This window comes from Nostoc sp. NMS9, assembly GCF_017114995.1.
Classification (GTDB): Bacteria; Cyanobacteriota; Cyanobacteriia; order Cyanobacteriales; family Nostocaceae; genus Nostoc.
Genome location: NZ_JABXKL010000080.1, coordinates 194,775 through 207,934, shown reverse-complemented (window position 1 = coordinate 207,934; position 13,160 = coordinate 194,775). Strand labels below are relative to the sequence as shown.

The window sequence follows — 13,160 nt, the reverse complement described above, 5'->3', positions numbered from 1 at the left end:
GGACTAATGACTCTTAACTAATTAATCACGTACTAACACTGTTGTCCCTAAACTCACTTGCTCATATAACAATCGGACATCAGAATTACGCATTCTTAAGCAGCCGTGGGATACAGCCGTTCCTACCAGGTCAATATCCGGCGTGCCATGAAAGCCAATTTCATTGCGTCCATCTGACCAAAAACCAATCCATCTATCTCCCAAAGGACTATCCGTACCAGCCTCAAATACTTTGCCAGTAATTGGGTGACGCCAGATTGGATAGTGTCGCATGTGGATCACCTGGAAAGAACCTGTAGGCGTTTCCCAACCTTTCTTGCCTACAGCAATCGGGTAGCTAGCTATCACCTCATCTCCTGCGTATACATAAGTACGGCGATCGCTTAAATCAACCACCACTTGTGTCTTGACATTTGCCAGCCTACTAGATGGTATTTGTTGGGCTGAAGCCTGAGACCACAGACCTTTTGGCCAACTATCCGCAACTGGATTTTGTCTTTCTACTTGCGCCACCAGCCGCGTCTGAGTTGGTAAGTCGCTTGCTTTAGCTACATTATTCTTAATAATTTGGGGCTTAGTTTGAGGCTTAATGGTAGAAGGCTTGAGTTTAAAAGCCCTACGAATAGTTGTTTTAGCTAGATTCTTCTTAATTATTTTTGATTTAGTTTTAGGTTTAATAGCAAAGGACTTTGGTGTAAACGTCCTCTGGGCAGTCGAGCCTTGGGTCACTTCATCAAGTGGCACAGATCCACCCAGCGCAATTTCGCCCAAACTCACTTGGGAAAAATTCTTGTAGACTCCTTCTGGTTGGCTTCCCTTAAGATTGGTTCGGGTAGAATCTCGCCGCATCGAAGTAGATGCAGACTTCTCATACTGCCGTTCCGCCGTACTAATGCGCCAATGGACAGCTAAGGATAAAAATGCTGTGCCAAAACAAAGCAGCATTACCATACGCCCTACAGATTCGTTTCTTACCATTGCCATCGCCTATTGTTTATCCCTGACATATCCAGCCGAGCAATTGGATGAGTTCATCATCCGATTATCAAAAATTTATCAATACTTATCATTTCTGCTGTAAATCTGCCAACACCTCTGGGCAAACTAAGACTATGCAAATTGTCCCAGCGGCAAAATTCCAAGTGAGCAACCTCATTCCTCAAAAGTTCTGAGGATCGTAAGCCTCTCCTCGGACTTTTTGGTAGAACTCTTGAAATGTAGCAATCAATCATTAATGGTGTGGGTGGATGAAAAATCATGTTTGAAAAACTATTGCTAGCGGTAACAATTACATTTTCCCTCAATTTATTTTTTCAAGTTCGCGTACCAGAGCAACATAACTCTAGTGCTGCCTTTGGGCCACAACCAGAACAATCAGCAACTATTCTGGTAACGAAATCAAAAAATTAAATCACCATCTTAGCAACCACAGCAACCTAACTTCCAGAAATTATTACCCGAATTTTAAAGGTATCAAGAAGTTAGAATTAGAAATTTTATCTTCATTTTTATAGCCAAATTTCATTATTTTGATCAAGCGTATATACCCAGTTGCTAAAAATACTAAAATGTGCATCGTGTCGCGCCTTTGTTCGTTGATGGGTCTTAGGCAACTATGGGAGCAGTATAAGGAAAAGTGGCTCTGCTTATTGCTATAAATGTATCCAAAATTGTCTGCTTCAGTGTTCCAGTCATAAATCCGTCACCTGAGCATGGAACTTCTGTCCCATTAGCAGGTCTAATAGATAGGGATGATTTAGAGCCAGTACGATCTATGAGTCAATCGATTACTGTATCCTGGTCAACGGTTGATGCAAAGTATCCAGAAGCATCAGTGCAAGTTGACAAACTCCCTAACCACGATTTAATTTTGCGCTGTCAAGCCGGACTGCGACCAGATCGTGCTGCTTTTGCGGAACTATTACGCCGCTATCAAAGTCAAGTCGATCGAGTTCTATACCACCTGGCTCCAGATTGGCCTGATAGAGCCGATTTGGCTCAAGAAGTTTGGATTCGAGTGTATCGGAATATTAACCGATTACAAGAGCCTGCTAAATTTCGGGGCTGGTTAAGCCGCATTGCCACCAACTTGTTTTATGACGAGTTACGGAAACGCAAGCGGGTTATGAGTCCTTTGTCACTGGATGCTCCCCGTTCCTTAGAGGACGGCGAGATGGATTGGGAAATCGCTGGCGATACCCCAGGCCCTGAGGAAGAACTGACAACTAGAGAATTTTACGAGCAATTGCGGGAAGCGATCGCGGATTTACCAGAAGTTTTTCGTACTACCATTGTCCTCAGAGAAATCGAAGGCATGGCTTATGAAGAAATTGCCGAAATCACTGGAGTTTCTCTAGGAACTGTAAAGTCAAGAATAGCCAGAGCTAGATCGAGGTTGCAAGCCCACTTGCAAAATTATCTAGACTCCTAATTTACAGTATCTTGCCTCTGCCCAATGGCAGAATTTAAGCATAGATTAAAAATTACTAGAAAGACATAGATTGTTTCTGCCTTTAGGAGGAAAATTGGCTAATTTTCCCGAAATTCCCGCCCAGTTTACCCGTGTATGAATTGGTAATAATGTTAAGATGACTACTGATTCTCAGTTTTACGACCGTTCTACTTTGCAACTTTCTCAAGATTTGTCAGATGGAATGGCCAAGCATAGCAATGAATCAACGGGTCTTACGGATATGGTGAAGCGCGATCGCTTCGAGTTATTGAGTGCTTATCTCGATGGTGAAGTCACAGCCACCGAACGCAAGCAAGTAGAAGAATGGCTGGCAAATGATGCCTCAGTTCAATGTCTCTATGCTCGACTGTTAAAGCTGCGCCAAGGCTTGCGGACGCTCCCAGTGCCAGCAGCCCAACAGTCGCCAGAAGAAACAGTTCAGCAAGTATTGTCACGTTTGCGCCGTCGCTCCCGTTTCAACTGGATGGTGGGAGCAGCGACCGTTGCCGCTTGCGCGATCGGTGCAGTATCTGGCTTAGTAGGTGGTGGTTCGATGGTGCCGCAACTGGCACAACGACCACAAAAAGAACCTATACAAACCTCCTCAGCGTCTATAGTTCCCCCTTCGCCGCTGATGGTGGGACTAAATAACCCGGTAATTGAAATTCCGAAAGCAGCAGTAGCCTCTCCAGAAAATTCAATTTATCAGGTACAGCCGCAACCACACGACCCCAAACAGGACATAAACTAATCGCAAAGTTAACAGTTTACAGATCATAACTGTACTTTGGGGTTAAACCACAGCCGCTCCACCAGCCCCCAGGTTGGAGGAAGCCTCCTAATCGATCAACTTTCTCTAAAGTCATTAAATAAACCCAAGCCCAACCCAGAGAGAGCGACTGTGGCTCATAAACCTCGATGATTTGTCGATTATAGAGGTTTTCTGGCGTTTGTCTATTGTGTTGGTAATCTTCCAGCACATCTAGCTCATTTAAAATCTTTGGGTTGGAAAAAGAGAGTAAATATCCGTAAACTTGGCTATCCCCTAGCGTCATCGCTGGGTAGCCCATTGGCAGAGCAAATAATTTGCCTTGTACAAAAGCTATTTTGACATTAACTACTTTGCCAGTACAATATGTTTTATAGTTAGCTTCACCTGGTTTGAGTGTGCCGTAGACAAAAACCCGCACCAAATCAGGAAATTTTATATTTGATTCACAACCATCGCCTATTTTAACCATCTGAATTTCTTTGCCTACTATCTACAACATAGAGGCAGATACGATAACAGATCCAGTAGGAGGATTTTTGGTGGATTCTCCATAGAATTGGTCAGCAATAAAAACCTATCATAGTAGATACCTGTAGAACTGATATCTGGAGGTATTTTTATTTACTCTGATTAGTAGCTCGACAATTAAGTACTACTTTCCTTTTTTCTCATTTAGTGCTTTCTGAATTGCTTCTCTACAAAATTCTGGAGGGTCTTCCTGTGCCTTCACCTCTTCCTTCATTTCCTTGGTGACACGAAAATTTAATTGTTCGGTTAACTTAATCTCTCTATCTGACGGTGCAGGTTCTAAATTCTGAGGATTACCTTTAGGATTAGGCATTATTGCGAAAAGTAAATATAGCTTGATTGGAAGGTTAACATTTAAATAGAGTTTTAAATCGGTGGTGTTTTCATCCTGGTAAATGGTTCACCACCGATACCACTTTTATAAATGGGTAACTCTATTTTATGTTCACAAGGTCAGAACTCGAAATCAAAACCACTGCTGAGTTGAGAGACTTGTGTAGGCGTTACGGATTAAAGCCTACTGGGAATGGAGGCTACAAGACTAGTTGGATTGTCACCTTAATGGCATTCTCACAGATAGCACTCACTCAACTAAGCCAGGGAAGAGGATTGAAGCCACCAGGCTTTAGCGTTATTCAATTCCTTGAAGAGGTGGTAGATGAGATGAATTCACCCACTGATGAGTAAGTAGCGCTGATCAAGCTGAAGATGGAGGGCAAAGCGATGAGCTATCCTGACAGATTATGATCAAGAGAATTTGCTTAACTTCCACAAGGCTAAGATGCACCTTGAAATGGCGATCGGACTGCTAACCTAGTAAATCAGTTTAAAACCATAACACATCTAGTCCCCAACATCCTAAGCTTAGGGACTTTTTTATGTCCTATATACCCAAAGTTGTTGGACTTTAGGGATATAAGATAGATAGAAATAGAGGGTAGAAAGAAATAGTAAATTGATTTTATAAATTAAATTAGAAAATTACTAGACAGATAATTCCCTCAACATAGTAGTTCAAATGTCCTAGTAAAGATCAAATACTAGAAAATTAGTAGAAGTAAAGTGTAACAGGCATGAAACCATTGGAAATACGTGATTCTGTTGATTCCCGATATAACCCAGCAGCAATTGAGGAAAAATGGCAAAAAACATGGGTAGAACTTGGCTTAGATAAGACACCTACAGCTAGCAACAAGCCAAAATTTTACGCTTTATCCATGTTCCCTTATCCATCGGGCAGCCTACACATGGGTCACGTCCGTAATTATACGATTACCGATGTGATTGCCCGCCTCAAGCGAATGCAAGGGTATCGGGTAATACACCCAATGGGTTGGGATGCCTTTGGCTTGCCAGCAGAAAACGCTGCCATTGACCGTGGTGTACCACCAGCAAAGTGGACTTATCAGAATATGGCTCAGATGAGGCAACAATTGCAGCGTCTTGGTTTATCCATTGATTGGGAATGCGAACTTGCTACCTGTTCACCAGATTATTACAAGTGGACACAATGGATTTTCTTGCAGTTTTTGCAAGCAGGGTTAGCTTATCAAAAAGAAGCAGCTGTAAACTGGGACCCGATTGATCAAACTGTACTAGCAAATGAGCAAGTTGATAACGAAGGACGTTCTTGGCGCAGTGGGGCAATAGTTGAGCGCAAATTATTACGCCAGTGGTTTTTCAAGATTACCGACTATGCCGAAGAATTACTCAATGACTTGCATCAATTGACAGGTTGGCCGGAACGCGTCAAGTCGATGCAGGCAAACTGGATTGGCAAATCCACAGGCGCTTACTTAGAATTTCCCATTATTGGGATAGATGAAAAAATTGGAGTGTACACCACACGTTCAGATACCATTTATGGTGTCAGCTACCTAGTGTTAGCACCAGAACATCCCTTAACAAAGCGCGTCACTACCAAAGAACAACAAACAGCGGTAGAAGCCTTTATTAAAGAAGTCTCCCATCAAAGTGAGTTGGAACGTACCGCTGAAGACAAACCTAAGCGGGGTATCCCTACAGGTGGTAAGGCAATTAACCCATTTACAGGGGAAGAAGTGCCGATTTGGATTGCTGACTATGTACTGTATGAGTATGGTACTGGAGCAGTTATGGGTGTACCAGCACACGATGTCCGGGATTTTAAGTTTGCCAAAAATTACGATTTGCCAGTTGATTTTGTCATCGTTTCCCCAGATGATGTTGAAGGTTTTGACTTAACCCCAACATCAGAGATTGACGAAGTCACACAACTCATTCAAATTGAATACAACCAGGCATACACTGAACCAGGAATTTTAATTAATTCTGGGGCTTTTACTGGTATGACTTCCACAGATGCTAAACAAGCAATAATTGAATACGCCCAACAACAAGGTTTTGGTAAAGTGCGGGTGCAATATCGCTTGCGGGATTGGTTGATTTCACGGCAGCGTTACTGGGGCGCACCGATACCTGTAATTCACTGTCCCAACTGTGGGATAGTTCCTGTACCTGCCAAAGATTTACCGGTACAGTTACCGGAAGAAGTGGAATTTACTGGACGTGGCGGTTCACCTTTGGCTCAGTTGGAAAGCTGGGTAAATGTGCCTTGTCCAACTTGCGGCACTCCGGCAAAGCGTGAAACCGACACGATGGATACTTTTATTGATTCCTCGTGGTATTTCTTGCGCTTCCCTGACGCTAAGAATGAACAACAGGTTTTCGATTCTGGTAAAATCAATGACTGGATGCCAGTCGATCAGTATGTGGGTGGGATTGAACACGCGATTTTACATTTGTTGTATTCGCGGTTCTTTACTAAGGTTCTGCGGGACAGAGGCTTGTTAAACTTTGACGAACCTTTCCAACGCCTGTTAACTCAAGGTATGGTGCAGGGTTTAACTTACCTAAATCCTAATAAGGGTGGTAAAGATAAATGGATTCCTTCTAATCTGGTAAATTCAGCCGACCCGCGCGACCCCCAGACCGGTGAACCGTTGCAACGTCTCTACGCCACCATGTCTAAATCAAAGGGTAACGGTGTAGCGCCAGAAGATGTAATTTCCAAATACGGTGTAGACACAGCGCGGATGTTTATCTTGTTCAAAGCGCCGCCAGAAAAAGATTTGGAATGGGATGAAGCTGATGTGGAAGGACAATTCCGCTTTTTAAATCGGGTTTGGCGTTTGGTGACAGATTATATTGCGGCTGGGGTATCCCGTAAAAAAGCTCAACTCTCTGATTTAACTAAGGTAGAAAAGGAGTTGCGGCGGGCAATTCACACGGCTATTCAAGCGGTGACAGAAGATGTAGAAGACGAATATCAATTCAACACAGCTATTTCAGAATTGATGAAGTTGAGTAATGCTTTAACTGATGCTGACGGCAAAAGTTCACCAATTTACGCAGAAGGTATTCGGACTTTGGTGGTATTGCTAGCACCCTTTGCACCACACATTGCTGATGAATTGTGGCATTTATTGGGTGAAAATAATTCAGTTCACACTCAAACTTGGCCATCATTTGACCCAGCTGCTTTAGTAGCTGATGAAATCACTTTAGTGATTCAAGTTATGGGTAAAACTCGCGGCTCGATTCAAGTACCAGCACAAGCAGATAAAGCAGCGTTGGAGAAATATGCCCGTGAATCAGAAATTGCCCAGCGTTACATCGAAGGTAAAGAGATTAAAAAGGTAATTGTAGTGCCTGGAAAGTTGGTGAATTTTGTAGTTAACTAAGTACAGTTTTGCATAAAATTGTGGCGAATTGAGGGTTTAAATTTAAACGCAGATGCGCTTCGCTTTTTTGCAGGGTAGGGGCGCAGATAATTCGCCACGAATTAATAAAATGTTGTACTTAGAATCGATAAAATTGTAAATGTAGCCTGACAAAACATCAGAGGATTTACATCCGTGACACTCAAAGAGTTAGAACAACAACTTCTTGCGCTCAGTCCTGATGAAAAATTGCAGGCTATACAGTTACTTGCTCAAAGTCTTGGCAATAATTGGCAAGGAATTGAAAAAACTCCTAGAGGCTGTGGCAGCAGAAGAACCGTTGCAAGGAAAACTAATTCGTGTGGTACGTCCAGTCACGTCGCTTCGCTCCGAATTCAAAATTCAAAATTCAAAATTCAAAATTCTTGCATTATTGATCCCCATAAATAAATTTAGGGGCTTGTATCCTTTTCGTTTTCGGTCACTTAAAAAGGTTTTGATGGAACGCGCAAATGCTAAAGTCGTCAAGTATATGTTGCAACAACTCTTTTATCGGTAGTTGACTTCTCTGGTGTATGTGTATTTAAAAACATCTATCTGATCGTCCAGAAAGTTGGACTGTTTTATTTATACACAAAAAAGCGCTTGAGAGTTTTGCTCACTCAAGCGCTTTTCCGTAAAAGCTTATACCAACTCACTCGTTTGATGCAACATTTGAAATCTGCAACACTCCCTGAGGAGGGAGTATTACGGGGATAACTTGTGACAAACATGTGGTGAAATGGTATCACTCCTTGCACTAACTAAGAATATCTCTTTTGCAAGAATACCGGGGATCTAGTGAGTGACAGTTTATGAACTGAACACTAGTTAAAAACGACTCACCGTGAATAGTAACTAAGGAGACTAAGCACGATTGTAGCAATTTTGTAAGTATAGTATAAAAACTTATAGTTTATTAGTACCCGCCGTCGCATCGCTTACCACTAAGTGCAGTATCAAAAAGTGCAGCAATTAGTAGCATAGATATCTCAACTTCTGCGTCAAATTAGTCGCTATCAAATAAGCCACAAAAGGCTTGGATATTGGTATCGAAGCGATTTTGACTCAAATAAACCATAGATGAAGGTATTTTTTAGAAAATGGCAACCCAAGAACAAATCTTTGACCCAAATAGATTGAAAAGTTTGGGTTGGGTATCTTCTATCTTTTAGCAAACGGTAACATCCAAGTCTTCTGTATAGTGTAGAGGGTTACTTCTTTCGTGGAAGCAAAACACAACTTTTTCACCGACAATTACCGCGATGTTCAAAACGATTTCGCGTTTTTCTATAACAGGATTTACGCAAAATTATGAAAAAACGAACCGCATTCGCGCAGCGTCTCGTTAGAGAAGGACGCAAAGGACACAAAAAAATAAGCTTTCAGATAGTTATTGCGTAAGTCCTATATAAAAACAACTGAGGTGGATTATAGGTAGATTTAAGAATTTATTGTACCTATGCCTCATCTAGATAGATGTTTCATCCTTGGCTAAAATAGCCGTTCGCCTACGAGCAGACACCTTAACCTGGCGTCTAGGTGTGTGCTAAGATTGCCTGGAACAAAGGTTTTATCTGAGTTGGAGTCTGGTATAAATTGCAAAGGTCAAGCTGACCGATCATTAACTCCCACGATACTTTTCCTATGAATTTGGAAAATATACAACAATGCTGGTGACGATCTGAGTGGAATTTGTAGATGAATATCTAGGATTTGCTATCAGACTTAACCAACTTCCCACAATTTTGACTTTTATTTGACTTTTAGGATAGACACATGAACGATAAGCTGATGCTGATGATTCCAGGCCCTACACCGGTGCCAGAAGCTGCCTTACTGGCATTAGCCAAGCATCCGATTGGGCACCGTACTAGTGAATTTAGCAACATATTGGCAGAGGTGACAGAAAACCTCAAATGGCTGCACCAAACTCAAAGTGATGTGCTGATGCTGAATGTCAGTGGTACGGGTGCTGTAGAAGCGGGAATAATTAATTTTCTCTCTCCAGGCGATCGCATTTTAGTTGGTTCTAATGGTAAATTTGGCGAACGCTGGGTAGAAATCGGTCAAGCCTACGGTTTGAATGTAGAAGAAGTTAAGGTGGAATGGGGAAAACCCTTAGACCCCGCAGTATTTGCCGAAAAACTCCAAGCTGATACTCAAAAGCAAATCAAAGCCGTAATCATTACCCACAGTGAAACCTCGACAGGTGTGTTGAATGACCTAGAAACCATCAACCGCCATGTTAAAGAACACGGTGAAGCTTTAATTATCGTTGATGCCGTCACTAGCTTGGGTGCATTCAATTTACCCGTGGATGCTTGGGGTTTGGATATAGTTGCCTCCGGTTCCCAAAAAGGTTATATGATTCCGCCGGGATTGGGTTTTGTCTCTGTCAGTCCCAAAGCTTGGGAAGCCTACAAAACTGCGAAGCTACCGAAATATTATTTGGATTTAGGCAAATATCGCAAAGCCACAGCCAAAAATACAACTCCATTTACTCCGCCTGTGAACTTGATCGTAGCGTTACACACCACGTTGCGAATCATGAAAGAAGAAGGCTTGGAATCAATATTTGCTCGACATGAACGGCTCAAAAATGCTACTCGCGCCGCCATTAAAGGGTTAAATTTACCCCTGCTTGCAGCAGATAATTCCGCTAGTCCGGCGATTACGGCTGTAGCACCACAGGGAATTGAACCGGATAAGATTCGGTCATTGATGAAAAAACGCTTTGATATTGCCCTCGCTGGTGGTCAAGATCATTTGAGCAATAAAATTTTCCGTATTGGTCATTTGGGTTTTGTGAGCGATCGCGATATCCTTAGCTGTATAGCATCCTTAGAAGTTACCCTAACAGAACTTGGCTACGAAGATTTCAACCCTGGTTCTGGCGTAGCAGCAGCAGTTAAAGTGTTTAGTCATTCCTGAGTAATAAATCAAAAGAGCGAGTTAAATTATCAACTCGCTCTTTTAATTTGTATATAGAGTAGAAACCGTCAGAGTCAAGAGAGCTATATATCAATCTTTGCATAAGGTAGAGTTGATGTGACATACCTCAATTCTCCTAAATGACACCAAGTTGCCCTAGATAGTATTATTTGCTTTGAAGAAAGTCGTACTGTATCTTTGACACCAAACAAGACTAACTTTGGCAACTTAGTATCATACAAAATTGGCATCAATAGTATTGTTTGAGATTCTGCTAATAGGCATTTGGTAAGAATTTTTAAGCCAAAGTCTAAAATCTACAATCCAAAATTGGTGTAACCTACGCTGTCTCCAGCCAATCATAAATTTTTTCTAATTGCTCTAGAGTAATCAACCCATATTGCCAAAGAATCATTGCCAAAGGGCCTGGGTCTTGCTCCCGATGCCGAAGTGCCACCGCTAGTGATGCTGTGGAAATTGCCAAATCTTCTTGCAAAAAATGAATCAGTCGAGAATATTTTGATGGTGACATTTGTATCTCACCTCCTTGTGCAGAATGTATTGTCATATATCAGTTCACTATTACTCGGTAGACAGTAGCCAGTATTTCATCTGTCACTGTGCCGTTATCGGCCATACACCCAGCACAGTTTTTGTTAATCTGCCTTTAACAGAGGCTTTCCTAGAGGGTATGAGAAATAAAAATTCTCATACAAATCATCTGCTAGCTTATTAAGCAGTATTTTTACCTAATTAAATTGGCTTCATCTTATTTACCTTTGTGTTTTATTTAATTACACAGGTAGTAATAAAGATTCCATAGCCTATACTCTCTTATTGGCGACTATTTACACTTACGCCCAAGGGAATATTTTTGAGACCAAACCTGAAGACTGCGATTTCAGGTTTGAGACAGTAGAATTTTACATTATTACTACAGTTTTTAAATAGTAGCGTTACAAGTGCTGTTTGACCACATAAAGTGACATTTTTTACAAAAACAACATATATTTCGACCGTATAGGCTCTCAACCGATTAATTACCCAAATTTTTATCCCCGCAAAGCACCGGAGTTTCAAAACTCAATTTTGAGAATATCGCCCACTTTCAACTTCAATTCGGCAGCTCTTCCAGAACGAAGTTCAATCACCTTATCAATTGGTGTATTGGGACCATAGGTAGGACAAGGCTCACTTGCACAAGGAGGTGCAGCAACCTGAATATATTTAACTACACCTTTATGTAGAAATACCATGTCCAGGGGTACAGGTACATTCTTCATCCAGAAACTGACTGGTTGTGCTGAAGGGAACCCAAACAGCATCCCTCGGTCATCTGGCAAAGCTGGCCGATACATCAACCCCATCGCTTGCTGTTGTGGCGTCTGCGCTACCTCTAATTGAATCGTTGTACCATTAGGCACAATGGCTTTAGCAGAAATTGGTAGTTTTTGACCTAAACTCTCTGGTGCTGGTGCTTCAGAACCAGAGGTGAGGCTAGGAGATTTAGCTGTTGTTGGCACAGAACAACCCATCAGAAAAATACTCAGCACTATCGAGAGCAAACTTAGCCGACGAGTCATATAGCTTTTTGATTATTGTAATTTAGACTTCAATTTTACAGTGTTGTAGGCAGAAAAACCCTTTGGGTGGGAGGCAGCAGCACCCAAAGAAAGCATTCCAATCTGAAACTGGGAATGATAGGCAAACTCCCGCTACAGTATACTAGGATTCTCTTAAAACGTACCCTACGCCTCGCACTGTTTGAATGAGGCGCTTTTGACCTTCATCTTCGATTTTTAACCGCAAGTAACGGATGTACACTTCAATTACATTCGACTCACCCAGAAAGTCGTAACCCCAAACATTTTCTAAAATTTGTTCGCGGGTTAACACTTCACGGGGATGTTCCATTAAGAATTTTAATAGTTCAAATTCCTTCATTGTCAAGTCAATTGGTCGCCCGTTGTGTATCGCACGGCGAGTTGCTATGTCTAAAATTAAATCCCCAAAGCGTAATTGCTCCGTGGTATCCACATCGGGTTTTAAGTAGAGGCGAATCAACTTCAAAAAATCTTCTGAGCGGTAAGGTTTGAGGATGTAATCATCCGCTCCAGCTTCTAGACAAGCTACACGATCATCAACTGTATCCCTTGCCATTAAAATCAATACAGGCGATCGCATACCAGTGCTTCTCATATTTTTGCACAATGAGAGTCCTGATTCTCCTGCCAACATCCGGTCTAAAACAATTAAAGCAGGTTGGCGATCGCGACAGTGTTGTAAACCACTCGTCGCATCATGAGCCAAAATTGATTCATAGCCGGCTTCTTGCAAATCGCAAGAAAGCTGATTTGCAAGGCTCTCATCGGTTTCAATCACCAAAACACAGGGACTTTGAGCAACTGTCATAACAATTTGGGATATTGGATTTGGGATTGTAAAGATATTCCAGAGAAAATCTTTACATCAGTTATAAAGTGCAATTACGAGCTTTTAGTGATGTAGCAATCCTGATTTGACGCGCTGCTAAGGATGTTTTAGCACGTTCAGGTGTCAGCTATCGAATTCTCGGATGCAATCTTAATAACTAGGGCATTGGGCATGGGGCATGGGTAAAGAACAATCACCAATTCCCAATAGACATATCCGCGAATCAATCTCTAAGCCTTATAAATCAGAGGGTTAAAACTAATTTACGGATAGGTCCAATGCCCAATGCCCAATGCCCAAT

Annotated in this window: 12 protein-coding genes; 6 read left to right on the top strand and 6 right to left on the bottom strand. The window is 41.9% G+C overall.

Going from position 1 to position 13,160, the window contains the following annotated elements; genetic code table 11:
• Positions 1–21: 21 nt before the first annotated feature.
• Positions 22–984 carry a L,D-transpeptidase gene (locus HWQ40_RS25260; RefSeq protein WP_292783311.1) on the bottom strand — a complete coding sequence of 321 codons (963 nt, stop codon included), beginning with the start codon at positions 982–984 and terminating at the stop codon, positions 22–24.
• A gap of 273 nt (positions 985–1,257) precedes the next feature.
• Here HWQ40_RS25260 and HWQ40_RS25255 point away from each other — a divergent pair, with 273 nt between their 5' ends.
• The 3 genes from HWQ40_RS25255 to HWQ40_RS25245 all read left to right on the top strand — a co-directional run bounded on the left by HWQ40_RS25255 (position 1,258) and on the right by HWQ40_RS25245 (position 3,203).
• Positions 1,258–1,410 carry a hypothetical protein gene (locus tag HWQ40_RS25255; RefSeq protein ID WP_292783309.1) on the top strand — a complete coding sequence of 51 codons (153 nt, stop codon included), beginning with the start codon at positions 1,258–1,260 and terminating at the stop codon, positions 1,408–1,410.
• Between the two features lie 364 nt (positions 1,411–1,774).
• Positions 1,775–2,431, top strand: a complete 657-nt coding sequence (locus HWQ40_RS25250) for a sigma-70 family RNA polymerase sigma factor (RefSeq protein ID WP_094352725.1) — start codon at positions 1,775–1,777, stop codon at positions 2,429–2,431.
• 157 nt (positions 2,432–2,588) lie between these two features.
• Positions 2,589–3,203: a transcriptional regulator gene (locus tag HWQ40_RS25245; RefSeq protein ID WP_292783306.1), complete on the top strand. Its 615-nt coding sequence runs from the start codon at positions 2,589–2,591 to the stop codon at positions 3,201–3,203.
• Between the two features lie 16 nt (positions 3,204–3,219).
• On the opposite strand, the gene HWQ40_RS25240 is transcribed toward HWQ40_RS25245, so the two are convergent.
• Positions 3,220–3,693, bottom strand: a complete 474-nt coding sequence (locus tag HWQ40_RS25240) for a gamma-glutamylcyclotransferase (protein ID WP_292783303.1) — start codon at positions 3,691–3,693, stop codon at positions 3,220–3,222.
• A gap of 183 nt (positions 3,694–3,876) precedes the next feature.
• Entirely contained in the window at positions 3,877–4,065 is a 189-nt protein-coding gene (locus tag HWQ40_RS25235) for a hypothetical protein (RefSeq protein WP_292783299.1), read from the bottom strand.
• Positions 4,066–4,193: 128 nt separating this feature from the next.
• Here HWQ40_RS25235 and HWQ40_RS25230 point away from each other — a divergent pair, with 128 nt between their 5' ends.
• From HWQ40_RS25230 to HWQ40_RS25220, 3 genes are all read left to right on the top strand, one after another.
• Complete coding sequence (locus HWQ40_RS25230) at positions 4,194–4,439, top strand: SAP domain-containing protein (protein ID WP_334984700.1); 246 nt, start codon at positions 4,194–4,196, stop codon at positions 4,437–4,439.
• A 386-nt stretch (positions 4,440–4,825) separates the two neighbouring features.
• Positions 4,826–7,474, top strand: coding sequence for a leucine--tRNA ligase (gene leuS, locus HWQ40_RS25225; protein ID WP_292783296.1), 2,649 nt, complete (start codon positions 4,826–4,828; stop codon positions 7,472–7,474).
• Between the two features lie 1,797 nt (positions 7,475–9,271).
• Entirely contained in the window at positions 9,272–10,426 is a 1,155-nt protein-coding gene (locus HWQ40_RS25220; RefSeq protein WP_292783293.1) for an alanine--glyoxylate aminotransferase family protein, read from the top strand.
• Positions 10,427–10,766: 340 nt separating this feature from the next.
• On the opposite strand, the gene HWQ40_RS25215 is transcribed toward HWQ40_RS25220, so the two are convergent.
• From HWQ40_RS25215 to nblR, 3 genes are all read right to left on the bottom strand, one after another.
• Positions 10,767–10,994, bottom strand: a complete 228-nt coding sequence (locus tag HWQ40_RS25215; protein ID WP_190633019.1) for a DUF2949 domain-containing protein — start codon at positions 10,992–10,994, stop codon at positions 10,767–10,769.
• 508 nt (positions 10,995–11,502) lie between these two features.
• A complete protein-coding gene (locus tag HWQ40_RS25210) occupies positions 11,503–12,009 on the bottom strand; it encodes a DUF192 domain-containing protein (protein ID WP_292783286.1) in 507 nt (168 codons plus the stop codon).
• Between the two features lie 142 nt (positions 12,010–12,151).
• Positions 12,152–12,838 (bottom strand): response regulator transcription factor NblR, encoded by a 687-nt coding sequence (gene nblR / locus HWQ40_RS25205; protein ID WP_099103317.1) that lies wholly within the window; start codon positions 12,836–12,838, stop codon positions 12,152–12,154.
• Positions 12,839–13,160: the final 322 nt, after the last annotated feature.

Bases quoted from the DNA above. Each gene is read 5' to 3' on its own strand.
- HWQ40_RS25220 (WP_292783293.1), top strand. From the start codon at position 9,272: ATGAACGATAAGCTGATGCTGATGATTCCAGGCCCTACACCGGTGCCA.
- HWQ40_RS25215 (WP_190633019.1), bottom strand. From the start codon at position 10,994: ATGACAATACATTCTGCACAAGGAGGTGAGATACAAATGTCACCATCA.
- HWQ40_RS25260 (WP_292783311.1), bottom strand. From the start codon at position 984: ATGGCAATGGTAAGAAACGAATCTGTAGGGCGTATGGTAATGCTGCTT.
- HWQ40_RS25255 (WP_292783309.1), top strand. From the start codon at position 1,258: ATGTTTGAAAAACTATTGCTAGCGGTAACAATTACATTTTCCCTCAAT.
- HWQ40_RS25210 (WP_292783286.1), bottom strand. From the start codon at position 12,009: ATGACTCGTCGGCTAAGTTTGCTCTCGATAGTGCTGAGTATTTTTCTG.
- HWQ40_RS25250 (WP_094352725.1), top strand. From the start codon at position 1,775: ATGAGTCAATCGATTACTGTATCCTGGTCAACGGTTGATGCAAAGTAT.
- HWQ40_RS25235 (WP_292783299.1), bottom strand. From the start codon at position 4,065: ATGCCTAATCCTAAAGGTAATCCTCAGAATTTAGAACCTGCACCGTCA.
- HWQ40_RS25240 (WP_292783303.1), bottom strand. From the start codon at position 3,693: ATGGTTAAAATAGGCGATGGTTGTGAATCAAATATAAAATTTCCTGAT.
- leuS (WP_292783296.1), top strand. From the start codon at position 4,826: ATGAAACCATTGGAAATACGTGATTCTGTTGATTCCCGATATAACCCA.
- HWQ40_RS25245 (WP_292783306.1), top strand. From the start codon at position 2,589: ATGACTACTGATTCTCAGTTTTACGACCGTTCTACTTTGCAACTTTCT.
- nblR (WP_099103317.1), bottom strand. From the start codon at position 12,838: ATGACAGTTGCTCAAAGTCCCTGTGTTTTGGTGATTGAAACCGATGAG.
- HWQ40_RS25230 (WP_334984700.1), top strand. From the start codon at position 4,194: ATGTTCACAAGGTCAGAACTCGAAATCAAAACCACTGCTGAGTTGAGA.